The following is a 22,529-nucleotide window of genomic DNA, read 5'->3' on the forward strand; positions in this document are numbered from 1 at the left end:
TCATCGTTTTATTACACATGTAATAAAGATTGGTCTCCAATCATTTCTGATACAGTTTCAATTACTTTTTCTGGTGTTGGCAAATACAACTTTTCAAGTGGTGGTGAGAACGGAACAGGTGTATGTGGTGCTGTAATTCGTTTAATAGGTGCATCTAACAAATCAAAACCTTTATCCGCTACAATTGCCGCAATATCTGTTGCGATACTACATCTTGGATTCGCTTCGTCAATAACGATAAGACGATTTGTTTTTTCAACAGATGATAAAATAGTATCTTCATCAAGCGGTGATAAAGATCGTGGATCAATTACTTCTACTTCAAGCCCCTTTTTCGATAATTGCTTTGCAGCTGCAAGTGCTGTATGAACTTGTTTTCCGATTGCGACAATTGTTACATCAGAACCTTCTCGTTTAATATCTGCTTTTCCTAAAGAAATTGTATAATACCCTTCCGGCACTTCACCTTTCATATTGTAAAGTGTTTTATCTTCAAAGAAGATTACCGGGTCGTCATCTTCAATTGCCGCTAATAATAAGCCTTTTGCGTCATATGGAGTAGAAGGAACGACAACTTTTATACCTGGAATGCTCGTAAATAAGGCATACAAACTTTGTGAATGTTGTGCAGCTGCGCTAAAACCTGCACCGTGCATCGTACGTACCGTAACTGGCACTTTCGCTTTACCACCAAACATATAGCGGAATTTTGCACCTTGGTTTAATACTTGATCAAGACAACTACCGATAAAATCATTAAACATTAATTCAGCTATCGGACGTAACCCAGTTGCAGCAGCTGCCATCGCAGCTCCCATATAACCCGCTTCAGAAATTGGTGTATCCAATATACGATTTCGGCCAAACTCTTGTACAAGTCCTTTCGTAACACCAAGAACACCACCCCAAGCTTCATCATCTTGCAGATGATCAACTTGTGCACCGCCTGCAACGTCTTCACCTATTAAAATTACATTTTCATCACGACGCATTGAGATTTTCATTGCTTCATTAATTGCAGTTGACATACTTACTGTTCTAGTCATATTTTTTCACCCTCCTCTTATTTGTAAGAAACGTATACATCTTTTAATAATTCTTCATCGTCTGGGTATGGACTATTTTCACTAAATTCAATGGATCTTTGTACTGCATCATCTACTGCTTTTTCCATATCAACAAGTTCAGATTCCGTTAATAAACCTTCATGAATTAAATGCTTACGGAAATTCACAATCGCATCTTTTTCATTTAAATGTTCTTCTTTTTCTTCTGATGTTTTATATGTTTGCGCTTCACCTTCAAAATGACCGTAATTACGATATGTCATACATTCAATAATTGTTGGACCATCACCATTACGCGCACGTTCCACTGCTTCTGCAGCAGCTTTATATACAGCTAGAAGATCTTTTCCATCTACTTGAACGCCTGGAATATTATAAGCTTTTGCACGATCCGCAATAGAATCACAACTTGAAGCATATTCAAATGTAGTTGCTTCACCGTAACCGTTATTTTCTGCAATAAAAATAACTGGTAACTTCCAAATCGCCGCTAAATTAACCCCTTCATGGAATGTTCCTTCATTATTTGCTCCGTCACCGAAGAAACAAACACTTACATCTTTTGTTCCTTTATATTTAGCTGTCAATGCTGAACCGCAAGCAAGTGGGAACCCCCCGCCTACAATGCCATTAGCACCAAGCATTCCTTTATCTAAATCCGCAATATGCATGGAACCGCCTTTACCTTTACATAATCCTGTCGCTTTCCCGAAAAGTTCAGCCATCATACCATTTAAATCACAACCTTTTGCGATACAATGTCCATGACCTCTATGTGTACTTGTAATACTGTCACTATCCGTTAAGTGGGCACATACACCAACTGCTACCGCTTCTTCACCTGCGTATAAATGAACGAAACCTGGCAAAACGCCTTGCGCGAACAATTCATGCACCTTATCTTCAAACTTACGAATCTCTAACATTTTTTCGTACATCCAACAAGCTTGTTCTTTCGTAATTTCATTCTCTTTACTTTCAGTTGTTTTTAACATATCCAGCCCTCCTATTTTCTTGATCATCTTTTATATTGCAAGTACCGTGCCAAATTCTAATCCTTGATTTAATAGGTTTTCTCTTTTCTTTCATAATAAAAAAGTGGACAAAATGAGACATCTGTCTCGTTTTGTCCACTTTTGTTCACCTAATTTGAGAACTATTATTTTATTCATTATCAAAGCTCTGCTGTAATTTTCGGATGTAAATAATTTGGCCAATATGATATGCATTATGAGTTGTTACATTCGCTAACACTTCCCACCACTTTACAGAAACAGGAAATCCTACTACATCACTTTCAACCTTTTCTTCATTTATAAGATTTTGCCATTGTAACAGTTTTTCTAATAGTTTTTCCCGTAATTCATCGAAAGTTTGATTATCTGAAAGCATAAAACTTTTGTTATTATCTCCAATAGCGGGTACTGCATTCACATTTGATTCTTTATACCTAGTTTGCCACGTTGAGTTCCAATACAGTAAATGTTGTACAATTTCAGCTATACTATTACTCTCTTCATTCGGTTTCCAGAAAGCTTCTCTCTCAGATAGATCTTTCACTGCATCTGAAAATGGAATATACCAACTGGGATCGTTTGCATTCGCCAACAATTGATCTGCTAATACATCCTTCACATGGACCATTTTTCTTCCCTCATTTCATTATCATATTAATATACACTACTCTATATACGCTCATTCCCTATAATCCCCTTTTTTACATACAAATTGATTTCATACTGAATGTAAGAATAATAGATTTTCTTATCATAACTCGTTATGATAAAAGAAAAAGAAAGCTGGCGGAAAATGAATAAAAAAATTGCAATAATTACAGGAGCCTCAAGTGGATTTGGACTATTAACTACACTCGAACTCGCAAAAAAAGATTATTTAGTTATTGCTACAATGCGGAACCTTGAAAAACAAGTGAACTTACTATCTCAAGCCGCTCAACTCAACTTACAACAAAACATAAAAATTCAACAATTAGATGTAACCGATCAAAACTCTATACATAACTTCCAATTATTTTTAAAAGAAATACAAAAAGTAGACCTACTTGTTAATAATGCAGGATATGCAAATGGCGGCTTTGTAGAAGAAATTCCAGTAGAGGAATACCGTAAACAATTTGAAACGAACCTATTTGGAGCTATATCAATTACCCAGCTTGTCTTACCGTATATGAGAAAACAAAGAAGTGGAAAAATCATTAATATAAGCAGCATTAGCGGCCAAGTTGGATTCCCTGGTTTATCTCCTTATGTATCTTCAAAATATGCATTAGAAGGCTGGAGTGAATCGCTTCGCTTAGAAGTAAAACCTTTCGGAATAGATGTTGCTTTAATTGAACCAGGTTCTTATAACACAAACATATGGGAGGTTGGGAAACAACTAGCTGAAAACCAATCTGATACAACATCTCCTTACAAAGAGTATATGGATAAAATACAAAAACATATTAATAGCGGTAGTGATACATTTGGTAATCCGATAGATGTTGCTAATAAAATTGTAGAAATTGCTGAATCTAAGCGTACAAATTTACGATATCCAATCGGTAAAGGTGTGAAATTTATGATCTTTGCGAAGAAGATTCTTCCTTGGAGATTGTGGGAACACCTTGTTTTGAGAAGCTTTAAGAAAATGTAATAAACTTTTTGAAAACTATTTTGAAAGGGATGCTAATTAAATGTTAGGTTTACCGTATGGGAAAGTGTTTTTAGTGCCGTGGACTGAAGAATGGGAAATTGAGTTTATGAAAGAGAAACAACTCATTGAGGAACAAATTGGCGAACATATTTTAGCGATACACCATATTGGTAGTACTTCTATTCCATATTTAAGTGCAAAGCCAATTATTGATATAGCAATTGAATTAGAAAATTATACGGACGGTATACATTGTATTAAAAAGTTAAAACTACTAAACTATAAATATAGAAAAGAAGTATTACCCGAAAGATACTATTTTAATAAAGGTGAACCAAGAACTCATCAAATTCATATGTATGAACAAGGGAATACATATTTAATAGAACAATTACAATTTCGTGATTACTTAATAGACAATAAAACTGCACGCATGCAGTATGAACAGTTAAAGATTCAACTTTCACAAGCTAATCCTACTGATAAACATAAGTATGCAGAGGATAAAACTAATTTCATTACATCTATATTAACTAAAATAAATGCTTAAATAAACAAGAAACCATTTAGTAGTAAATGGTTTCTTGTTTATTAGTTATTTCATTTAATTACTTGAAATAAATTGGACTATATTACGGTTATCCCCTTCTAAATAACTTATGATGCCTTCAGGATATGTCGGCTTCTCCTGTAATTCCTCTAGACTTTTCCAAATTAATATAATATCCTCATGCTCTTTATGCCTTATTTCATTTGTAATGATTTTTTCAACAGTCCCCCAATGTATCAATGTACAATGATGACCTTTTTCGTTGTCCCACTCAAAAATGTGTTCATTTACAATTGCTAACTCTTGAACATCAACTTTCAAATCGTATTCTTCTATTAACTCTCGAATTATTGCTTCTTTTGACGTTTCACCAAATTCAATAGAGCCACCTGGAAAACGATAAAATGATCCATTTTCATCGCATTGTACAAGTACTTTAGAATGATCTTCATTTAAAATCATTGCTTCAGCACGTAATTTAGGATTTTTCATTTTGTCTCCCCATTCATTCCACATATGATTAAATCCAATAGGTATAAAAGAAAAAATTAAGAATAATTCCTGTTATTACTAATAGCGGAACCGTTCCTAAAGAAATGACATATTCCCTCGATTCTTTATCAAATTTCCACTCCATAAATGATTGAAAGCAGTATAAAGTTATTAAAAATAAAATGGGTAAATTACTAATATAAACGGGATTTAAAGTAGCACATATCATCGTAAAAATTATATAAGAAATAATAAGAGCCCTAGTGCCCCATTTATGAAAGTTGTTTACATATTTACTATTCCAGTCTGTTTGTTTCGGTATATTTAGTTTTTTCCTCACTACTTTTTCAAAAACAACTAAGGATATAATCCATACTATTAATAAAATTCCTTTAACCCAAAACAGTGATGTTTCCTCCTTTACCTTTTCTCCGGCTGATCACTCGGATACGTAGCATTCCTTTTATTTTCTACGTCCCAACTAATAATTGTCGCACTATCACGTCCCAACTGATGATGCACGTGTTCTAAAACATTGTGAATATTTTCTTTAAGTGTTTTATCATTTCTGTTCATAGCATTATACAAATTTACAGGTATTTCATATCGGCGTTCCCCGCATTCTAATACTCCATCTGTCACCATTACAATTCGGTTCTTTCCAGTACGTAATTCACGAATACCTGATGAATAGCAAGGAACAGGTAAATCAAATGTGTTTACATTTCCAATCCATTCGTAAAAATGACGTTGATTTAATGCATATTGTCCTAACTTATGTAACTCTTCATGAAATACATACACTAAACAATCACCGATAGAAAGCCACCATATATAATTTTCTTTCCTTACACATAGTAAGCAAGCTGTTTCACCTTTAATTTTTTTGCACTTTTCCTTAAATGAAGATGACTGAAAAATTGTAAGTATATGATTTTCAACAGACTGAAATACTGAATTAATTGGTTCATTCAAAATTACTTTTATATTTTCATATTCTTTTTGGATTGTATTTACTACTAACTCAACACTTTCCGCACTATTATGTCCATCTAGAATAGCTGCAAATTCCCATTCACCATTTGACCAAACTAATGCACCATCTTCATTCTTTTTCGCTCCAGCACTTTTATTCCCGCCATATTTACCAAGTACAATATCACCATATTGTTTAACTGAAATTTCTCCTAAACACATTTCTATATTTCCAACCCATGAATATTGTGTATTATTTGTTGTATGCATACTCATTTACCATATACTTTCGTATTCTTTCACATAGTTTTTTTATTTTCTCTTCGTCACCATATGGTGCGCCAGTCCATTTCGCTATCTCGGTTGGTGACCAAAACTCTTTTGGTGTATTCGGATAACGCGGAATAATGTGCATATGCATATGTGGTACACCATTTCCTGAAACAAAAGTGTAAATATGCTCTGCACCTTCGCTTTCTTTTAGCGCTTTACTTACTCTACTTGTTATAAGTCCGAACGCTTTCGCTTCTTCATCTGTTAGTTCAGCAAGGCCAGGTACATGTCTTTTTATATCTATCATTACATAACCCAGGTATGTTTCTTCACTATCCCAGTGGACATGTCCAACGTAAACGAGTTCATCTTCGTAAATAGCTCCACCTGGAACTATAATATTTCCTATATGTTTTTTGCAAATGAAACAGTTTTGTTCTATTTGATTGTTTGTTGACATATCCATCACCTTCCTTTTCATATATAATATCACAATAAAAGGAAAAACAGGTTTCATATTCCGAATTTTCATTCTTTTGATACAATAATTTTTGAAATGAATTTACATCTCATTACTTCTTCAAAAACGCAATCCCAATTATAATCCCAATCACAATTCCGATTACTAAATTATTTGTAAAGTGCCCTTGAAATACACCAATTACAACCCCTATACCGACACCTATTGCCAAAGCATCATTTCTTTTTTTATTTTTAGCCAAAATTACATCTCCTCCCACCATTTCTCCCTAAATAACATACATTTACTTGAATGTATTAATATACGCACTATCTCGCTTAAATATTTCCAAAAAATGTCCTGTAATTTCACATATAATATTTTCCATTTTCTGTACATACTCCTTTTATATTGGAAAATTTTCAAGTAACTATTAATTATACATAGGCATTTACTATAAGAAAGCTTCGTAATTTATTGAAGGAGGAACGATTCAAATGTATCCTCATTGGAATCCAAATATAAATCAACAGTATGTTTATTCCCCTCATCCCGCAAGGAATACATTGCATCATGATTCACAATATATGATGCAGCGTATTGCAAGTCTTGAAAATCAATTAACTAAATTAATCTCATTAATCGAGGAAAATAATCAATTAATTAAATCAATGGAACAACAAAAAAACCAAGTTTGTGCACCAGCTGGAGGTTCTGTTATCGTTCGTATGTGATCTGGATGCAATAAAAAACACACTTTGTATTATAAAAGTGTGTTTTTTATTCATTATTTTCTTTTCGTATGGAACCCTTGTGTAATTCGATCTAATATAATTGCGATTACTACGATAGCTAATCCAGCTTCAAATCCCATTCCGATATTAACTTGTGTTACAGAGCGATATACATCAACTCCAAGTCCTGGAGCTCCTACAAGTGATGCTGTTACAACCATCGATAACGAAAGCATAATGCTTTGGTTCACACCAGCCATAATCGTTCCGGTTGCAAGTGGTAATTGTACTTTAAATAGTTTTTGTGATGCTGTGGATCCAAATGCATTCGCTGCTTCAATTAAATCTTCTGGAACTTGTCTAATTCCTAAGTCAGTAAAACGAATTGTCGGTGGCATTGCAAAGATTACTGATGCAATAATTCCAGGTACTACACCTACTCCGAAAAATGTAATCGCTGGAATAAGGTATACGAATGCAGGCATTGTTTGCATAAAATCTAATGTTGGTTTTAAAAATTTTGAGAAACGTTCATTTTGAGATGCTAATATACCAATTGGAATTCCGACAATAATTGAAATAATAACAGACGTAAGTACGAGTGCCAATGTTTGCATCGTTTGTGCCCAGTAGTTAATATTCAAAATAAATAATAATCCAATGAGCGTAAAAATGACTAAAGATAATTTCCTCGTTGTGTACCAAATGAGGAAACATAAGATAATAATCATCAATATGGCAGGTATTATTGTTAAAAAATTAGTGAGTAAATCAACAAATCCGCCAATAATATAAGAGAATCCTCGGAATAAGCCTTCAAAGTGCTCATATAAACTTGCAACAAATGAGTCGACCCATTCCCCTAATGGAATACGCGGTATACTATTCATCGTCTTTCACCTCTTCCTCAATGTTTCCTGCAAGAGCTTGAATGACACTTTCACGTTTAATAATTCCTCTTAGCCTTTTCTTCTCATCGATTACTGGTAACGGATATTTCATCTCCGCCATTTTTGCATAAGTCTCTTCCAGTAAAGTATCCAAATACACATGCGGAATATCATTAAGTAATAAATCAGCAATCGGCCACTGTTTTTGTACTGCTTTACTCGCATCATCCGCAGTTAATATACCTAAAAACTCATACTTTTTGTTTACAACATATACAGTTGAGACACCTGCATTCCTCATAATTTGAAGGGCTACACGAGGTCCACGATCAATTAATAAAGTTTCTGGTCGTTTTAAAATAGACTCAGCCGTAATTACTTTTCCTAAATTCACGTCCGCAACAAACTTTTCTACAAATTCATTAGCGGGGCTCATCATAATTTCTTCTGGTGTTCCAATTTGGACAATTTCTCCATCTTTCATTAATGCGATACGATCTCCAATTCGAAGCGCTTCATCTAAATCATGCGTAATAAATATAATCGTTTTTTCCATTTTATCTTGTAACTCTAACAATTCATCTTGCATTTCTTTTCGAATAAGTGGATCTAATGCACTGAATGACTCGTCCATTAGTAATACATCTGGATTATTCGTTAGTGCCCTTGCGATTCCAACGCGCTGCTGCATACCACCACTAAGTTGACTTGGGTAATTATCTTTATGATGATCGAGTCCTACTAACTGTAGCGATTCTAACGCTTTTTTCTCTCGCTCTTCAACCGGAACTCCTTGAATTTCTAAACCATATGCAACATTTTGTATAACTGTACGATGCGGAAATAGAGCGAATTTCTGAAATACCATACTCATTTTCGTTCTTCTTACTCTCCGTAACTCTTCTTTTCCCATCGTTGCGATGTCTTCACCATCTATGTATATATGACCTGCAGTTGGTTTAATCAATTGATTTAACATACGAACTAGCGTAGATTTCCCGCTACCAGACAAACCCATAATAACGAAAATCTCTCCAGAGTAAACTTCAAACGTTGCTTTTTTCACCCCAACGTTCATTCCTGTCTCTTTTAAAATTTCCGATTTACTTTTTCCTTCTTTTAATAAGGAAAGGGCCCTTTGCGGATGTTTCCCGAATACTTTTGTTACGTTTTCAACACGCACCTTTGTATTATCCATGTCACTACTCCTTTTCTACCCATCTATTCACATAGTGTTGCGATTTTACAAAGAAATATTACATAAAAATGACATTCATAAGATTTCTTTAAAATTCTCGTTTCCGTTCATAATAAGAATGCTTACTTATACATTTATTTTATAAGGCAAACGTTACTTAGGAGGTTTTCGATGCGAAAGAAAATTTGGTTTATATGCCTTGCATTATTTATTACTATGATTTTCACTTCATGTAATGCAACAAATGCAAATTCGAAAGGAAAAATTAAACTTGGTGTAACAAGTTGGAAAGAAAATATTGCAACCGCAAACATGTGGAAAGTTTTATTAGAAGAAAAAGGCTACAAAGTTGAACTTATGTATTTAGAAAAAGCCGCAATTTGGACTGGTGTCGCTCGTGGTGATGTTGATGCGAATTTAGAAGTATGGCTACCAGTTACAGATAAACCGCTAAACGATCGTTATAAAGATGATATTGTCTTAAAATCAAAATGGTACGAAGGTACTGGACTAGGTTTAGTCGTCCCTTCTTATATGAAAAACATAAACAGTATCGAAGATTTAAATGCTCATAAAGATGAACTAGAGAATAAAATTGTCGGTATCGAACCCGGTAGTAGTCTTATGAATTTAACGAATAAAGCAATGAAAGAATATGATATAAAACTAAAACTTGTCCAATCTTCTGAAGCTGCGATGATGAGTGAACTAAAGAAAGCATATACGAAAAAGAAACCAATCGCTGTTACGCTTTGGAATCCGCATTGGGGCTTTTCAGAATTTGACTTAAAATATTTAAAAGACCCTAAGAAAGTATATGGTGAAAAAGATGACATTTATTACTCTGTTCGTAAAGGTTTCGAAAAAGACCATCCGGATATCATAAAATACTTTGACAAATGGAAGATGAACGATGAACAGCTTGGTACGTTAATGGTCGAGTTAAATAAAACGAAAGATCCCGAAGAAGCGGCGCGAAAATGGATTAAGAAGAATCAAGCGCTAGTTGATGAATGGGTAAAAGATTAATAAAAATAGGCTAGAGGGTTAGCATATCCTCTAGCCTGTTTTTAACTTATTTTTTCGTAACAACGTCATCTACAATCCCATATGCCTTGGCTTCTTCTGCAGTCATAAAATAATCTCTTTCTGTATCATGTGCTACTCTTTCAATCGGTTGGCCTGTTTTTTCTGCAATCATTTTATTAATATCATGCTTTAACTTTAATATTCTTTTCGCAGTTATTTCAATTTCTGTTGCTTGCCCTTGTGCACCACCAAGCGGCTGATGAATCATAATTTCACTGTTAGGGAGAGCAAACCGTTTTCCTTTTGCTCCTGATAATAATAATAATGCACCGAATGATGCCGCAAAGCCCATGCATAGCGTTTGCACATCTGGTTTAATTAAATTCATCGTATCTAATATTGCAAAACCTGCTGTCGTTGAACCGCCAGGGCTATTGATGTATAAGAATATATCTTTTTCTGCATCTTCTGCTTCTAAAAATAATAATTGCGCTACGACACTACTCGCTACTTGATCATTAATTTCTGAGCCGATAATAATAATGCGGTCTTTCAATAACCTTGAATATATATCATAGGAACGTTCTCCTAATTTTGTTTGTTCTACTACATATGGAATTGCATTCATTTTAAATCCCTCCAATACTTGTTATGCTGCGTAAAGCATATAACTGTAGGAAGAAGGGTTTTTCACATTAAATAATAAGACTGGCTGTTTAGATGGTAATTTAGTAAAATCTATTGTCGGAAGAAGCTTCGTTAATAATTCTGGTCTTTCCTCACGAATAGATGTTACAACAACTTCAATATCCTCTGTGAATTCGACTATCTCAATCCCTTCTTCACTTACAGTTTTCAGCCTATTTCTACTCCGAAATAAAGAAGCTTTCACTGCACCTTCTGATACAGAACACAATTTAGCAATATCAGCGATACTATATTGAAAAACATCTTTTAATAATAAAATTGCGGATTGCTGTACATTTAATGAAGACAATACTTTCCCTACCATTTCATGCAAATCTGCAATGTTCTCATGTGGTTCTTCAAAAGTGATTTGTGCTCTTATTTTTTCATGAACAGACTTAGACTTCATCTGATCTAACCAACGATTTCTTGCTATTTTATAGACGAGTGTCATACAAATATCTTTATTTCTATATTTTTGAAGCACTTTACACACTGTTTCTTGGGCGAGATCTTCCCCATCCCATTTGTTTTTCGTTAAAAAAGTACAGTATCTTTTTAACTCTCCATATTGTTCAATTAAAAAGTTTATATTTGAATGATTCATATCGATATGGTTCTTTGAAACATGAGTTACTTTTGTGCACAAAATAACCACTCCTTTTCAGCGCTTACTTAATAAACGATTCAACATTAAAAAAAGTTACGGGGATATAAAAAAATAATGTTTATGTTCAATAATTCGCGGTCATAAATATGTTATGTACAATTTTACGTGAGGAGGAACAAATTTGCCAAAATTAACAATTGAAGGTGCGGGAACTTTTGATGTGAAAGAAGGAACAAAGTTAGTATTAGCAATTGAAGATAGCGGTGTCAACATTCTTCATCGTTGTGGCGGGAATGCACGTTGCACAACTTGTAGAGTAGAAATACTAGCAGGTGATTTCTGTGAAGCAAGTGCGAATGAGAAACATGCAATGACGGAAAAAGGAATTGAAGATCATTTACGATTATCTTGTCAAATGCGTGTACATAAAGATATAGTCGTTCGTCCGGTACTTACAGTTGAAAATTCAGGTCTTGATGCCGGGCCGCGTCCGGCGGAGTAAAGCGATGAATTTAAAACAGCTCGCTGGCGAATATGCCGCTAACTTTGTAAATGATGGCATGAAGATTGGGCTTGGTACAGGTTCTACTGTATATTGGACAATACAAAAATTAGGTGAGCGTGTAAAAGAAGGATTATCATTTCAAGCTGTACCAACATCAAAGGAAACTGAAGCATTAGCACATCAACTAAATATCCCCCTACTTTCGTTAAACGACGTACAAAGTCTTGATCTTACAATTGATGGAGCGGATGAAATTGATTCAAATTTACAACTTATAAAAGGCGGTGGCGGTGCATTACTTCGTGAAAAAATCGTTGCCTCTTCCTCTAAAGAACTAATTATCATTGCTGATGAATCGAAACTTGTAACACATTTAGGTAATTTTCCATTACCTGTTGAAATCATCCCTTTTTCATGGAAACAAACCGAAAATAAAATTCAGTCTTTAGGGTGTCAAACAACGTTACGTTTAAAAAATAATGAAACCTATATAACCGATAACAATAACATGATTATCGATTGTATATTCCCTAATCATATTTCTAATCCTGCCCATTTACACACCCAATTAAAAATGATTACTGGTGTAGTTGAAACAGGGTTGTTTATAAGTATGACGAGTACAGCAATTATTGGCACTAAAAATGGGATAAAGAAATTGTAATAAAAGCTAACTTTTTAAAGTTGGCTTTTTAGTATGTTCTTCTTCTCTTAATAGTGCTTTATTATGATATACTAGGAAAACGCAAACTGATTACACTAGAAAGGACTGAACATTTTGCAATCCAAACTTATAACAGAACTTACTGATTTAGAAACTGCCTTTCATATTCGAAAAGAAGTATTTGTAAAAGAACAAGGTGTTCCTCTTACAGATGAATTCGATACATTCGATGAAATCGGAGAGCAATGTAAACATATTTTAGTTTATTATCATGATCTTCCTGTAGGCACAGGGCGTATACGATTTGTTGATGGTGTCGGAAAATTAGAACGTATTTGTATTTTAAAAGATTATCGTACATATGGATTAGGTAAAGTCATCATTCAAACGTTAGAAGAAATTGCTCGTAACGAACAAGCTACAAAAGTGAAGCTACACGGTCAAACACAAGCTGAAGGATTTTATAAAAAATTAGACTATCAAACTTCTTCTGATATATTTATGGAAGATGGCATTCCGCACATACTTATGACGAAAGTGTTATCATAATAAAAAGGGTAGTATATGAATCTTATGTATTCATACACTACCCTGTTTTATTAATAGAAAAGTGAATTCTCAAAATTACCTTTTGCATCAAAGCCCATCATCTTTTAGTTCATACCTAGGTAAAACTTACACTGTTTTCCATAATGATAATGCATAAATCCAGTTTGGATCACCATTTCCTTGATAACTCTGGACTGCTTCATATACTTTTCCTTCGTGTAGAACTCTATCTCCCTTTTTATATGCTTTTTTTGCATCCCACGCTTCATGTGAAGCGCTTTCAGTTTTTGTAGTAATTGTGAATATATCACTCTGTACGGATTCATTTCCAGCTACATCAACAGCTTTCACTACATATTTATAAGTAGTATTAGCGAGCAGATTTTTATCCAAATAAGAAGTTGTATTGGATGTTGCAATCTTTTTCATTGACCCTTCTGTTTCTCTATAAATATCATAATGGTCTACACCAATATTATCGTCAGATGGACTCCACATTAAATCCACACTTGACGCTGTCGTTCCCATACTATGTAATCCTTTTGGTTGTGTTGGTGCTTCTGTATCAGGAGTCTCAACTGTCGTTTTTACTGTAAGCGCTGTACTTTCTTTCGATACATTGCCAGCTGCGTCAATTGCTTTTACAGTATAAGAGTATTCTGTACTTGGTTGTAACTTCTTATCAATAAAATGAGTCCCTGGTACTGTATCAATCATCTCTCCGTTACGGAAGATTTGATATCCTTTTACCCCTACATTATCCGTAGAAGCGTTCCATGTTAGTTCTACACTATTCGCTGTTACTTTTTGCGTCTGAAGTCCATTTGGACTACTTGGCGCTTCTATGTCTGGTTTCACATCATTAATAAGATTAACATCAATTACATTATAGAATGCATTTGCTGTATCAGCTACATCCCATACTGCTAAAATCACATGATATCCACTACGATCAGTAGGTACATTGATTTTATGAGTTAAATTATTTGAAGCTGCAGAACCATCATGTTGTACAGTTCCAATTGGTTCGAAATCTGCTCTTGTTAGCGCTTTATTTGGATTCCATCCTTTTTTAGTAATATAGTAATGCCACTTACTCGTTAAGTGAGGCGCAGTATACTTCCAAGTAAATGTATTTTCCCCACCAGTGATTGTATTTTTAAACCAACGATTTTCTGTTTGTTGATCTAAAATACCACCAAATTTTCCGCCTGCTGAAGCAATTTGTCCATCTACTGGACCACCTTGCGGGAACCCTTTTGGAGCTTCTAAACTTTGTGGTTCATACATAACACTTCCACAGTTTACATTTAGCGCACCATAAGTTGGACTACATAAAGCGGATCGGCTACCGGGCTTTTCAACAAAACCGTGCGCATAAGCATTTTGAGGAATAAGTGTCGTACTAATAATTCCAGCTGTTAATGCTACAGCTCCTAAACTTTTTTTGTTCATTTTCATATTTTGTAGTTGTTTTAAAAATCGATTATTCATGCTCATGTCTCCTTCTTGTTATACTTTGTAGTGGAATGTGGGCTTTGATGTAAAAGAATAAAAAGAGACAAACTTGTACCGATGTATGTATTAATTATGCATACACCGCAGTGAAAATATATTTTTTCCTTGTGAAACATTTCACTTTATGAATATATCATGACATAGAACTCGCCTAAGCATGTGCAGAAGTTGTGCAGAAACAGTGAAATTATTACTAACATATAAAACCACATCCTGAAATCATAAAGTAAAACTTTAATTAGTTGGGGTTTTACGGTCGGTTAATACGGGATAAAATAAAAGTGTGCAGCAGAAATTGTAGACTTAGTTCTCAAAATTCACATTTAGTATTTTCATTTTTTCCATTTAAACAATTCTTCTCTTCTTACAACAGAAAAGTGTCTATATCATTTAATATAGACACTTTTTTCATGTATAACTTTATATTTATTACTGACCTACAAATGTAAAAATTTCATCAACAGCTTCCTTATATCCACCCGATGTTCGGAATGATTCCTTCAAATTCAAAGCAGCCTCTTTATATGAAGGGTTATTTAAAATTAACTCCACACTTTCACGCAATTTCTCCACGGTTAATTCATTCATATGTAATTGAACTCCTGCTCCAAGACTCTCCACTTGCTTTGCGATTGCTGGCTGATCTGCACTTTGCGGTATTACAACGAGCGGAACCCCGTTATATAGTCCTTCATGCGTACTGTTCATCCCGCCGTGTGTAATAAATAGTTTCGTATAAGTAAGCAGTTCGGTTTGAGGCACATAGTTTTTCACAATGAAGTTTTTAGGGATTTCGCCTAGATCACTTATTTTTGTTTTATTACCAATAGACATAACAATTGTATGCTCACTATTCTCAAAGGCCTTCATACACAGTTTATAAAAGTCAATCGCTTCATTAAAAACAGTACCTAATGAAATATAAATCGGACTTTTTTCTTCAATTGAAGTAAAATCAACGTCTCTGTTTTTCATTTGTGCAGAGATAGATGGTCCTACAAATTTATATGTTTCATCAAACGTATCACCAAAAGGCTGGAACTCCTTAATTGTATACACAATAGTAAGGGGTGCAGGATTACAGAAAACTTCATACGATGATTTTATTTCAACACCATATTTTTCAGTAATTCCCTTTGTTAAGTTTTGAAAATCATTCTGTATTTTATCATGAATTTCTACTGGGATATTTTTTGACAGATGACCTAACATTTGCTCAAAGGATTTTTCATCCTGCACAAAAGATGTGCATGAATTTATGGCTGGAAGTTTAAGAATTTGAGCAATTAAATGGCCACAACCAAACATAGAATCATGAATCATGTAATCAAAATGTTCACCTTCAATTTGTTCTAGAACGCTAGATATTACAATATTCGCTGTATGTAGAAGGCCGTTTATTCTTTCCTGTAAATAATTTCTGCCTCCAGATAGAAACGCTTTTATAAATTTTTGATTATCAATCGTTCGTACAGTAGCACCTGTCTTCTCAATCCGCTCCCTGAAAGCTTCTATTGAAAAATAAACGACCTCTTCACCACGAGAAATCAATTCTTCTACAACTTGTAAAGTTGGATTTATATGTCCTTCTGATCCAGCGTTAATAAATAAAACACGCGCCATAATAAACACTCCTTACGTTAAATCGTTTCTATGTTGGCAAGAGTACGGATTTTCTCCATACTCTTTTCTTAGTTGTTCGTAGCATGTTCCTACTAAATTGACCTAGCGAGTCTAAAACCGAGATCATCTATATGAAATGTAGGATGGCTTCGACGACGACAAGTAGCGCCGCACCCTCTCGCTGTTTCAGCCCAACTACCACCACGAAAAATGCGGTATGATCCGTACACTGTTTCATCATACAAATCATAACACCATTCCCAAACGTTCCCTAGCATATCATAAAGTCCCCATGCATTCGGTTCTTTTTGGCCAACGTCATGAATATGTCCATTTGAATTTTCATTATACCACGCTATATCATGAAGTTTCCCGTATGTATATCCGGTTGTACTTGCTTTACATGCATATTGCCACTCTGCCTCACATGGTAATCGGTAGCCATTTGAATCTAAATTACATTTCACAATTTGACCACCATCACTAATAGAATAATATTCTTTTAATCCCGCTTTTTTTGAAAGTACATTACAAAACGCAATGGCATCGTTCCATGAAATATTGACAACTGGTTTATGATTTTTATCAAAATTATTTAATGTACTATTTGTAATAGCATCATATAGTTCGATTGTTACAGCATACTTCGCAAGAAGAAATGGTTGAATTTGCACTAGCCATTCTTTTTTTATTCGATCATCTCTTAATACTACCTCTCCAGCTGGAATATTTACCATTAATGAATCAATTAGTTGAATTAAATCATTAGTCATTTTCTATTCCTCCAAACGTTCATTTTATATGAATTTATAGTCATATACTCATTACAAAATACAATTTTCAAAAGCGTTAAATTTTCCATAATAAAAAACGATTAGTTTAATTAAACTAATCGGTAAGATTCAAAAAGAATTGTTGTGTCACATTCTATTATTATATGTGCTCTAAAAATTTCCGAACCTCATTTGGAGATTTTAAAACAATAACCTTTTTCTCTTCGGACAATTGCTCTAACCCTTTTAAAATTGTAGGTCGTTTAGCATTAGGATATTTCCATATCCATTTAAAAAATTGCAAATCAAATCTTTCTTCACATCCCGCGCCCATATCTGGTCTTTTTTTATTCCGGTATTTTACAATTCTTTTAAACGCACGATAAATACAAATTGTTCTATGAATATCAAGGAAGATAATTGTATCAGCTGCATTCAGTCTGATATCCATCGTCCCGCCATAATTCCCGTCAATAATCCACTTCTCATCTTTAATTAAGTTATTTTGAACTGCTATTTGTTCTTCTCTCGGAACACCTTCCCAATTCGGTTTCCAAAATAATGCATCAAGATGATGCACCTTAATATTTAATTTATTTCCTAACTGCCTTGCTAATGTAGATTTTCCTGAACCACCAGAACCAATTAATATTATTTTTTTCATACCTTTACGATACCTTCTATAACTTCTTCAATAGCTTCCTTATTAGCAAAAATCCAGAAGAACATTTCTTCATTTAACTTTAATAAATCTGGTAACTGGACAAAATAAGCAATAAAGATAATTTGAATTGAAAGCATAACATACCAAATGGCTTTTAGTTCTTCTTTCGTTAAATCATTTTGTTTATAATAACCTTCAAAGACTTTGCTAACGATATGTAACCATTTCCCTCTTAATTTTTCATCACTAAATAGCTCGCTTAATATACTTGTACAGCAATAACATAAATCAAATATTTTTACATTATTTTCCAAAATCTCAAAATCTATAAACCCTTCCAGTTTATCATCTTTAAAGATTACATTTGATAGATGCATATCACGATGAATAATTTGTCTCGGTAATGGATGGACCGTTTCCTTGAAAGCTGCGTGCATTCGCTCCATCTTTTGAATTACCTCTCGATGAACATGCTCATTCTTTTCTAAAATCGGTATAGCCCATTCAAATACCATCTTATATAAATCTCTTTTTATTAACTCATGGTCACTATTCACCGAATGTAATGCTTTGTGCAGATTAGCTATTTCTTCTCCAATTGTACTTGCTAGCCTTTCCAGCTTATTCGTATCTTTTATTTCTAAAACACTTCCGGCAACATACTCATATAAGCAATAATATTTTTCTTTATATAATACATATTGTTCATCATTTTCTGTCTTTACTACTCTCTGTACTTTAATTCCCTTTTCATACAGTTGCTTCAAAACATCGAATTCAACTAGAAGTTGCTTTATCGATCCCGTTCTCTTTAAAATGTACTCTTTATTCTTGCATAAAACCTTCGCTACTTTTGGTTGAATTACAGTAGCTGTGACATGTTCATTTCGAAACCAAAGCTTTGCAATTTCCAGTGCTTGTTCCATTTACAATACCCCTTTTACAATTCTTATTTCTTCCGAAAAATAACCTCACACAGTATTCCCACTCCAACACCAATTGTATAAGCCACTAAATCACTCCACAAAAAACCGTATCCCAACACGAGTCCGCCCAAAGTCGTTCCACGAATGCTATCTATCCATTCCGCATGATACAATTGGCTCGCTTCAATCCCGTAGCAAAACATTAAACTAATAAAAGCCAACTTCTTCGTCTCTGTTTTAGGAAACAAAAATCCAAAGCCAGTGAAAATCATTAATGCCCATAATGCATCACCTAAATAATCATTTAATAGATGTGGTAGTGCAAAAGCAAACTTTCTTGAGCTAAGACCTAAAATAATAACAACTATAGTAAATAGTGCATATACTACTCTATTTCGTTTCGTATTCATTTTAAAGTCTCCTAATATGTAATGTAAAACTGTAAATAGCTAGTAAAACAAAGTTATTTTACTAGCTATTTATTGATTGCTTTTATGATAAGAAAATGTGGATTCATATTTAAATAATGATATGATTTTTCGCTTACTTCTTTCATTTTTTCAATTGCCTTCGGTTCCACTATCTCTTCTAATACAAAATAATTTGTAGTTTCATTTAGTATGTCTTGTAATGATCTTCTAAAAAACTTGACTTCAATAGTAATATTCGGTTTAACCCAAGTATCTATTAATAACTGTTTTTCAAAATAATTTTCACATGGAAACTTTGTGAAATCCATAAAAGGATGATGAATAGAATATATAAGTTCTCCACCTGGCTTCAATACACGACGAAATTCTTGAAATACTTGATTCCAATTTTCTATATAATGAAGAGTTAATGAACTTACAATCACATCATACGTATTATCTTCAAATGGCAATGTTTCTTGCAGATCATGACAAAGGAACGTCGCTTCTTCTCCTATATTTTCTTTTGCTGCTTTTACCATTTCAGGACTTACATCAATTGCTGTAACATTTGCTCCTCTTCCTATGAATTGAGAAGTATACCATCCAGCTGCACATCCAGCATCTAATATCTTTTTTCCTTCTAGTTCCTTTGGAATAAGCTCCATCATCGCCGGTCTTTCATAATAACTGTTATATGGATTTGCGAAATCTAGATTTTCTTTATATGTACTCGCTAATTTATCATACGTATCTTTAATCGAATCTTTCATTACACACACTCCTAATACATATTAATCCATTAACTCCTGCTGCTTTTTCTTTGAAAATGATTGTAGTACTAAATCATACGACCAATCAATCATTTTATTAATTTGCTCCTGCTCTATACCCTTATGAATATAAACGGTATTCCAATGTTTTTTATTCATATGATACCCTGGAATAATTGTTTCTGGATAATCTTCTCTTATTCTTAATGCGACTTCTGGATCACACTTCAATGTAATCGCAGCCTTTTCACCTTCTTCATGATTTACTATCGCAAATATTTTATTATTAAGCCTCATACATGTTGCACTCCAGCCATCTGGAGAATCTTCTGTCGCTTTTCTTTTCGATAAACAGTACGCTCTTGTTGCATTCATTTTAATTGGCACCTCTTATTCTTTCCCTGTTTGATTACGATGCATCACAATTTGCTTCGTTGCTTGAAATTGCTGCTCACCGTAAAACTTTATTAGCTTCTCTCCGCAAAATAGACTAACAATATCAATATGAGATATTTCTCGAAGTAATATTGTAAGCATTTTCTCTCCAATACCTTTATTTCTTACATTCTCATGTACGACAACATCTTCAATGTATGCTCGAAAAACACCATCAGAAACGACTCTAGCAAATCCAACTAATTCATTTTCTTCCCATACTCCAATGGCTATGCTATTCTTTAACATTTTTTCAATATCGACTTCTTTTCTTTCTGGCCACCAACCGACAGAATCATAAAGCTTCTTTATTTTTTCTGCACAGATTGGTTGTTCTTGTTGCAATTTATACGTGTACATATGCTTTCTCCCATCAATCAGTATACATAATATTATTATAATCTCTTTTCAAAAAAGTGCTGACTATGACCTTTCGGATGATCTTCAACGATACCATACTCTCGGTAACCATGCTTTTTATAAAATTCTGGCGCTTGAAAACTAAATGAATCTAGCAATATTAATCTGCACCCTTTTTCCTTCGCAATTTCTTCAATTTTATGTAAAAGTTGGCTCCCCCAACCGTCATGACGAGCTGATTTATCAACCCATAAAAAGTCGATATGAAGATGATAAAAATACATCGTACCTGTTAAACCACCAAATATTTTTCCTTCTTCATTTTTTACTACGAGACTTACTTCTTCCATCGGCTGTTTTACTTCATCTGTTAAGATGGACATATTATATTGAATGACTTTATTTTTAATGTATTCTCCTTCAATACGTGTACCGTTCTCTATATGTTTCATATACATTGCTTCCTTTCAACTTAGTAAGCTACATTTTATTTTTCCCCTTTAAAATACTAATCAAAACGAATCCACCATATGTAACAAAGCATGAAAAGCCAATTATCCCTGGTACAGAGACATAGCCTACCCTTATGTAACTTATAACTGCAAAACAAGCGATAGACAATGAAATAGATAGCCAAAATATAACAGCTATTTTTCTTCGTCCTCGTTTCGATGTACTTTCTTTCTCTTCAGAAACACGTGTGCCAAAAAGCAATACAATACAAATAAGAATTGCTGCAAAGTAAATTGTATCTAATGACAAATTGTGATCATATAGTGCGATTCCAACTTCAAGAGCAATAATCGTTAAAATTAAAATAATGATTGTTGAAGTCTTTAAGTTTCTTTTCAATCGCTCACTCCTAGCATGCTTTCACTATATTCTTTGTATATGTACTTTAAAACTACTGCAAAAGCTTCATCTACCTCTTTATTTTCACGGCGATTCGGTAAATCTTTTCCCCCAATCACATAAAGAAGTGGAAATTCGTTAAACATTCCTATAATACCAATATTTATTGTAGCTGTGAGTAATCCACCTGTCATATGAGCTATATGATAATATGGAATTTCTTCATACTCTCCTTGCTGTCTTACCATGCCGCTAATAATTGGTTCCCATAATTCTGGTTCTGATTTATAACCTTGAAAGGTTTGTATGAAAAGGGCAAGAACTTCACTTAATTCTCCAACATTTTTCTCATCTCTAGCATTCTCTTGTATATGAATTTTTGAAAAGTACGTTTGTGCGTACATTTTCACAGCATCCCATCCACCACAGTGCATTACAACTGACTGTGCAACGTAACTATCATGACAAGCAATCATTACCTCTACCGCTTCACTAAGTGTTAAAGAAGTTCTTCCTTGTAAATGCGGATATAACTGCGCACTATCTTCATGTGGATTAAATTTAATGTAATGAAGTATATCATTCCAATTATGTTTATTTTCCTTCACCATTTGCGTTACTACAAATCCAATGACTAATTTTGCTGCTGATGCTAACGGAATATTTAATTCACTATTATACGAAGCAACTATACGATTATTTTTTGTAGAATAAATTGCCATTCCCACATAATTAGATTGTACCTCTTTTATTTTATTTATAACAGTTTCCATTTCTATCCCTCTTTTTATATCGTTATATTAACTTCTAATATTTCAACATTGAATGTAAAAAACCTTTTCATTAGCTATTAAAAT

At 33.8% G+C, this 22,529-nt stretch carries 31 protein-coding genes; 7 read left to right on the forward strand and 24 right to left on the reverse strand.

Translation table 11 applies throughout. The annotated features are described in order from the left end of the window. Nucleotides 1-11 precede the first annotated feature (11 nt). The 3 genes from acoB to EBQ15_RS06475 form a co-directional block, all read right to left on the reverse strand. The gene (gene acoB, locus EBQ15_RS06465; RefSeq protein WP_000198907.1) at nucleotides 12-1,046 is read right to left on the reverse strand and encodes an acetoin:2,6-dichlorophenolindophenol oxidoreductase subunit beta; all 1,035 of its coding nucleotides are present in this window, start codon (nucleotides 1,044-1,046) and stop codon (nucleotides 12-14) included. Nucleotides 1,047-1,063: 17 nt separating this feature from the next. Beyond that, complete coding sequence (acoA, locus tag EBQ15_RS06470; protein WP_000921259.1) at nucleotides 1,064-2,062, reverse strand: acetoin:2,6-dichlorophenolindophenol oxidoreductase subunit alpha; 999 nt, start codon at nucleotides 2,060-2,062, stop codon at nucleotides 1,064-1,066. Between the two features lie 169 nt (nucleotides 2,063-2,231). Beyond that, nucleotides 2,232-2,711, reverse strand: coding sequence for a DinB family protein (locus tag EBQ15_RS06475; RefSeq protein ID WP_000233783.1), 480 nt, complete (start codon nucleotides 2,709-2,711; stop codon nucleotides 2,232-2,234). 165 nt (nucleotides 2,712-2,876) lie between these two features. On the opposite strand from EBQ15_RS06475, the gene EBQ15_RS06480 reads away from it, so the two are divergent. Next, nucleotides 2,877-3,722 (forward strand): oxidoreductase, encoded by an 846-nt coding sequence (locus EBQ15_RS06480; RefSeq protein ID WP_001034801.1) that lies wholly within the window; start codon nucleotides 2,877-2,879, stop codon nucleotides 3,720-3,722. 40 nt (nucleotides 3,723-3,762) lie between these two features. Continuing rightward, the gene (locus EBQ15_RS06485; RefSeq protein WP_000901215.1) at nucleotides 3,763-4,272 is read left to right on the forward strand and encodes a GrpB family protein; all 510 of its coding nucleotides are present in this window, start codon (nucleotides 3,763-3,765) and stop codon (nucleotides 4,270-4,272) included. Nucleotides 4,273-4,326: 54 nt separating this feature from the next. On the opposite strand, the gene EBQ15_RS06490 is transcribed toward EBQ15_RS06485, so the two are convergent. The 5 genes from EBQ15_RS06490 to EBQ15_RS06510 form a co-directional block, all read right to left on the reverse strand. Then, nucleotides 4,327-4,764: an NUDIX domain-containing protein gene (locus EBQ15_RS06490; protein WP_000795352.1), complete on the reverse strand. Its 438-nt coding sequence runs from the start codon at nucleotides 4,762-4,764 to the stop codon at nucleotides 4,327-4,329. A gap of 28 nt (nucleotides 4,765-4,792) precedes the next feature. Further along, on the reverse strand, nucleotides 4,793-5,131 hold the full coding sequence (locus tag EBQ15_RS06495; protein WP_074628857.1) for a DUF4181 domain-containing protein: 339 nt from the start codon (nucleotides 5,129-5,131) through the stop codon (nucleotides 4,793-4,795). A 53-nt stretch (nucleotides 5,132-5,184) separates the two neighbouring features. Then, nucleotides 5,185-6,009, reverse strand: a complete 825-nt coding sequence (locus EBQ15_RS06500) for a PP2C family serine/threonine-protein phosphatase (RefSeq protein WP_000557604.1) — start codon at nucleotides 6,007-6,009, stop codon at nucleotides 5,185-5,187. Next, on the reverse strand, nucleotides 5,993-6,493 hold the full coding sequence (locus EBQ15_RS06505) for an HIT family protein (protein WP_002005170.1): 501 nt from the start codon (nucleotides 6,491-6,493) through the stop codon (nucleotides 5,993-5,995). Before EBQ15_RS06505 ends, EBQ15_RS06500 begins: the two co-directional genes overlap by 17 nt. Before the next feature lie 91 nt (nucleotides 6,494-6,584). Beyond that, nucleotides 6,585-6,752, reverse strand: a complete 168-nt coding sequence (locus EBQ15_RS06510) for a glycine zipper domain-containing protein (protein WP_000508470.1) — start codon at nucleotides 6,750-6,752, stop codon at nucleotides 6,585-6,587. A 217-nt stretch (nucleotides 6,753-6,969) separates the two neighbouring features. On the opposite strand from EBQ15_RS06510, the gene EBQ15_RS06515 reads away from it, so the two are divergent. Continuing rightward, nucleotides 6,970-7,206, forward strand: coding sequence for a hypothetical protein (locus tag EBQ15_RS06515; RefSeq protein WP_000283222.1), 237 nt, complete (start codon nucleotides 6,970-6,972; stop codon nucleotides 7,204-7,206). A gap of 53 nt (nucleotides 7,207-7,259) precedes the next feature. On the opposite strand, the gene EBQ15_RS06520 is transcribed toward EBQ15_RS06515, so the two are convergent. After that, entirely contained in the window at nucleotides 7,260-8,096 is an 837-nt protein-coding gene (locus tag EBQ15_RS06520; protein ID WP_001084760.1) for an ABC transporter permease, read from the reverse strand. Further along, the gene (locus tag EBQ15_RS06525) at nucleotides 8,089-9,294 is read right to left on the reverse strand and encodes a quaternary amine ABC transporter ATP-binding protein (protein WP_000370606.1); all 1,206 of its coding nucleotides are present in this window, start codon (nucleotides 9,292-9,294) and stop codon (nucleotides 8,089-8,091) included. Before EBQ15_RS06525 ends, EBQ15_RS06520 begins: the two co-directional genes overlap by 8 nt. 171 nt (nucleotides 9,295-9,465) lie before the next feature. On the opposite strand from EBQ15_RS06525, the gene EBQ15_RS06530 reads away from it, so the two are divergent. Continuing rightward, complete coding sequence (locus tag EBQ15_RS06530; RefSeq protein WP_001227620.1) at nucleotides 9,466-10,323, forward strand: glycine betaine ABC transporter substrate-binding protein; 858 nt, start codon at nucleotides 9,466-9,468, stop codon at nucleotides 10,321-10,323. Nucleotides 10,324-10,369: 46 nt separating this feature from the next. Here the strand turns inward: EBQ15_RS06530 and clpP are convergent, their stop codons facing one another. Both clpP and EBQ15_RS06540 read right to left on the reverse strand, forming a co-directional pair. Continuing rightward, a complete protein-coding gene (gene clpP / locus EBQ15_RS06535) occupies nucleotides 10,370-10,951 on the reverse strand; it encodes an ATP-dependent Clp endopeptidase proteolytic subunit ClpP (RefSeq protein WP_000991610.1) in 582 nt (193 codons plus the stop codon). A 21-nt stretch (nucleotides 10,952-10,972) separates the two neighbouring features. Beyond that, nucleotides 10,973-11,659 carry an RNA polymerase subunit sigma-70 gene (locus tag EBQ15_RS06540; protein ID WP_000337523.1) on the reverse strand — a complete coding sequence of 229 codons (687 nt, stop codon included), beginning with the start codon at nucleotides 11,657-11,659 and terminating at the stop codon, nucleotides 10,973-10,975. Nucleotides 11,660-11,801: 142 nt separating this feature from the next. Between EBQ15_RS06540 and EBQ15_RS06545 the strand changes: the two genes are divergently transcribed. From EBQ15_RS06545 to EBQ15_RS06555, 3 genes are all read left to right on the forward strand, one after another. After that, nucleotides 11,802-12,122: a 2Fe-2S iron-sulfur cluster-binding protein gene (locus EBQ15_RS06545; protein WP_001125388.1), complete on the forward strand. Its 321-nt coding sequence runs from the start codon at nucleotides 11,802-11,804 to the stop codon at nucleotides 12,120-12,122. A gap of 4 nt (nucleotides 12,123-12,126) precedes the next feature. Further along, nucleotides 12,127-12,789 (forward strand): ribose 5-phosphate isomerase A, encoded by a 663-nt coding sequence (gene rpiA, locus EBQ15_RS06550; RefSeq protein WP_001049985.1) that lies wholly within the window; start codon nucleotides 12,127-12,129, stop codon nucleotides 12,787-12,789. A gap of 114 nt (nucleotides 12,790-12,903) precedes the next feature. Beyond that, on the forward strand, nucleotides 12,904-13,338 hold the full coding sequence (locus EBQ15_RS06555) for a GNAT family N-acetyltransferase (RefSeq protein ID WP_001190880.1): 435 nt from the start codon (nucleotides 12,904-12,906) through the stop codon (nucleotides 13,336-13,338). A 126-nt stretch (nucleotides 13,339-13,464) separates the two neighbouring features. Here the strand turns inward: EBQ15_RS06555 and EBQ15_RS06560 are convergent, their stop codons facing one another. The 12 genes from EBQ15_RS06560 to EBQ15_RS06615 all read right to left on the reverse strand — a co-directional run bounded on the left by EBQ15_RS06560 (nucleotide 13,465) and on the right by EBQ15_RS06615 (nucleotide 22,445). Further along, nucleotides 13,465-14,832, reverse strand: a complete 1,368-nt coding sequence (locus tag EBQ15_RS06560; protein WP_001065150.1) for a lytic polysaccharide monooxygenase — start codon at nucleotides 14,830-14,832, stop codon at nucleotides 13,465-13,467. Nucleotides 14,833-15,285: 453 nt separating this feature from the next. Further along, on the reverse strand, nucleotides 15,286-16,479 hold the full coding sequence (locus tag EBQ15_RS06565; protein ID WP_000124896.1) for a macrolide family glycosyltransferase: 1,194 nt from the start codon (nucleotides 16,477-16,479) through the stop codon (nucleotides 15,286-15,288). Between the two features lie 92 nt (nucleotides 16,480-16,571). Continuing rightward, nucleotides 16,572-17,252 (reverse strand): formylglycine-generating enzyme family protein, encoded by a 681-nt coding sequence (locus tag EBQ15_RS06570; protein ID WP_000180344.1) that lies wholly within the window; start codon nucleotides 17,250-17,252, stop codon nucleotides 16,572-16,574. A 160-nt stretch (nucleotides 17,253-17,412) separates the two neighbouring features. Beyond that, nucleotides 17,413-17,916, reverse strand: a complete 504-nt coding sequence (locus EBQ15_RS06575) for a DNA topology modulation protein (RefSeq protein ID WP_000720551.1) — start codon at nucleotides 17,914-17,916, stop codon at nucleotides 17,413-17,415. Beyond that, nucleotides 17,913-18,842 (reverse strand): phosphotransferase enzyme family protein, encoded by a 930-nt coding sequence (locus EBQ15_RS06580; RefSeq protein WP_000434089.1) that lies wholly within the window; start codon nucleotides 18,840-18,842, stop codon nucleotides 17,913-17,915. Before EBQ15_RS06580 ends, EBQ15_RS06575 begins: the two co-directional genes overlap by 4 nt. 23 nt (nucleotides 18,843-18,865) lie before the next feature. Continuing rightward, the gene (locus tag EBQ15_RS06585) at nucleotides 18,866-19,252 is read right to left on the reverse strand and encodes a ribosomal maturation YjgA family protein (RefSeq protein ID WP_001093462.1); all 387 of its coding nucleotides are present in this window, start codon (nucleotides 19,250-19,252) and stop codon (nucleotides 18,866-18,868) included. Between the two features lie 65 nt (nucleotides 19,253-19,317). Further along, nucleotides 19,318-20,025 (reverse strand): class I SAM-dependent methyltransferase, encoded by a 708-nt coding sequence (locus EBQ15_RS06590; protein ID WP_000655256.1) that lies wholly within the window; start codon nucleotides 20,023-20,025, stop codon nucleotides 19,318-19,320. A 21-nt stretch (nucleotides 20,026-20,046) separates the two neighbouring features. Beyond that, nucleotides 20,047-20,400 carry an MmcQ/YjbR family DNA-binding protein gene (locus tag EBQ15_RS06595; RefSeq protein ID WP_000994622.1) on the reverse strand — a complete coding sequence of 118 codons (354 nt, stop codon included), beginning with the start codon at nucleotides 20,398-20,400 and terminating at the stop codon, nucleotides 20,047-20,049. Between the two features lie 15 nt (nucleotides 20,401-20,415). Beyond that, nucleotides 20,416-20,820: a GNAT family N-acetyltransferase gene (locus EBQ15_RS06600; RefSeq protein WP_000288969.1), complete on the reverse strand. Its 405-nt coding sequence runs from the start codon at nucleotides 20,818-20,820 to the stop codon at nucleotides 20,416-20,418. 35 nt (nucleotides 20,821-20,855) lie between these two features. Further along, a complete protein-coding gene (locus EBQ15_RS06605; RefSeq protein ID WP_000680409.1) occupies nucleotides 20,856-21,272 on the reverse strand; it encodes a GNAT family N-acetyltransferase in 417 nt (138 codons plus the stop codon). Nucleotides 21,273-21,300: 28 nt separating this feature from the next. Then, complete coding sequence (locus EBQ15_RS06610; protein WP_000827992.1) at nucleotides 21,301-21,672, reverse strand: hypothetical protein; 372 nt, start codon at nucleotides 21,670-21,672, stop codon at nucleotides 21,301-21,303. Next, nucleotides 21,669-22,445 (reverse strand): serine hydrolase, encoded by a 777-nt coding sequence (locus tag EBQ15_RS06615; RefSeq protein ID WP_000450750.1) that lies wholly within the window; start codon nucleotides 22,443-22,445, stop codon nucleotides 21,669-21,671. Before EBQ15_RS06615 ends, EBQ15_RS06610 begins: the two co-directional genes overlap by 4 nt. Nucleotides 22,446-22,529 lie beyond the last annotated feature (84 nt).

The sequence above is a fragment of the Bacillus sp. 2D03 genome, from assembly GCF_003946765.1.
In the GTDB taxonomy this organism is placed as follows: domain Bacteria; phylum Bacillota; class Bacilli; order Bacillales; family Bacillaceae_G; genus Bacillus_A; species Bacillus_A cereus.

Excerpts from the sequence above, each read along its gene's own strand:
- EBQ15_RS06570 (WP_000180344.1), bottom strand. The coding sequence starts at position 17,252 with ATGACTAATGATTTAATTCAACTAATTGATTCATTAATGGTAAATATT.
- EBQ15_RS06515 (WP_000283222.1), top strand. The coding sequence starts at position 6,970 with ATGTATCCTCATTGGAATCCAAATATAAATCAACAGTATGTTTATTCC.
- EBQ15_RS06615 (WP_000450750.1), bottom strand. The coding sequence starts at position 22,445 with ATGGAAACTGTTATAAATAAAATAAAAGAGGTACAATCTAATTATGTG.
- clpP (WP_000991610.1), bottom strand. The coding sequence starts at position 10,951 with ATGAATGCAATTCCATATGTAGTAGAACAAACAAAATTAGGAGAACGT.
- EBQ15_RS06525 (WP_000370606.1), bottom strand. The coding sequence starts at position 9,294 with ATGGATAATACAAAGGTGCGTGTTGAAAACGTAACAAAAGTATTCGGG.
- EBQ15_RS06520 (WP_001084760.1), bottom strand. The coding sequence starts at position 8,096 with ATGAATAGTATACCGCGTATTCCATTAGGGGAATGGGTCGACTCATTT.
- EBQ15_RS06500 (WP_000557604.1), bottom strand. The coding sequence starts at position 6,009 with ATGCATACAACAAATAATACACAATATTCATGGGTTGGAAATATAGAA.
- EBQ15_RS06560 (WP_001065150.1), bottom strand. The coding sequence starts at position 14,832 with ATGAATAATCGATTTTTAAAACAACTACAAAATATGAAAATGAACAAA.
- EBQ15_RS06505 (WP_002005170.1), bottom strand. The coding sequence starts at position 6,493 with ATGAAAAGGAAGGTGATGGATATGTCAACAAACAATCAAATAGAACAA.
- rpiA (WP_001049985.1), top strand. The coding sequence starts at position 12,127 with ATGAATTTAAAACAGCTCGCTGGCGAATATGCCGCTAACTTTGTAAAT.
- EBQ15_RS06600 (WP_000288969.1), bottom strand. The coding sequence starts at position 20,820 with ATGTACACGTATAAATTGCAACAAGAACAACCAATCTGTGCAGAAAAA.
- EBQ15_RS06595 (WP_000994622.1), bottom strand. The coding sequence starts at position 20,400 with ATGAATGCAACAAGAGCGTACTGTTTATCGAAAAGAAAAGCGACAGAA.
- EBQ15_RS06575 (WP_000720551.1), bottom strand. The coding sequence starts at position 17,916 with ATGAAAAAAATAATATTAATTGGTTCTGGTGGTTCAGGAAAATCTACA.
- EBQ15_RS06565 (WP_000124896.1), bottom strand. The coding sequence starts at position 16,479 with ATGGCGCGTGTTTTATTTATTAACGCTGGATCAGAAGGACATATAAAT.
- EBQ15_RS06530 (WP_001227620.1), top strand. The coding sequence starts at position 9,466 with ATGCGAAAGAAAATTTGGTTTATATGCCTTGCATTATTTATTACTATG.
- acoA (WP_000921259.1), bottom strand. The coding sequence starts at position 2,062 with ATGTTAAAAACAACTGAAAGTAAAGAGAATGAAATTACGAAAGAACAA.
- EBQ15_RS06485 (WP_000901215.1), top strand. The coding sequence starts at position 3,763 with ATGTTAGGTTTACCGTATGGGAAAGTGTTTTTAGTGCCGTGGACTGAA.
- EBQ15_RS06580 (WP_000434089.1), bottom strand. The coding sequence starts at position 18,842 with ATGGAACAAGCACTGGAAATTGCAAAGCTTTGGTTTCGAAATGAACAT.
- acoB (WP_000198907.1), bottom strand. The coding sequence starts at position 1,046 with ATGACTAGAACAGTAAGTATGTCAACTGCAATTAATGAAGCAATGAAA.
- EBQ15_RS06490 (WP_000795352.1), bottom strand. The coding sequence starts at position 4,764 with ATGAAAAATCCTAAATTACGTGCTGAAGCAATGATTTTAAATGAAGAT.
- EBQ15_RS06590 (WP_000655256.1), bottom strand. The coding sequence starts at position 20,025 with ATGAAAGATTCGATTAAAGATACGTATGATAAATTAGCGAGTACATAT.
- EBQ15_RS06475 (WP_000233783.1), bottom strand. The coding sequence starts at position 2,711 with ATGGTCCATGTGAAGGATGTATTAGCAGATCAATTGTTGGCGAATGCA.
- EBQ15_RS06480 (WP_001034801.1), top strand. The coding sequence starts at position 2,877 with ATGAATAAAAAAATTGCAATAATTACAGGAGCCTCAAGTGGATTTGGA.
- EBQ15_RS06585 (WP_001093462.1), bottom strand. The coding sequence starts at position 19,252 with ATGAATACGAAACGAAATAGAGTAGTATATGCACTATTTACTATAGTT.
- EBQ15_RS06605 (WP_000680409.1), bottom strand. The coding sequence starts at position 21,272 with ATGAAACATATAGAGAACGGTACACGTATTGAAGGAGAATACATTAAA.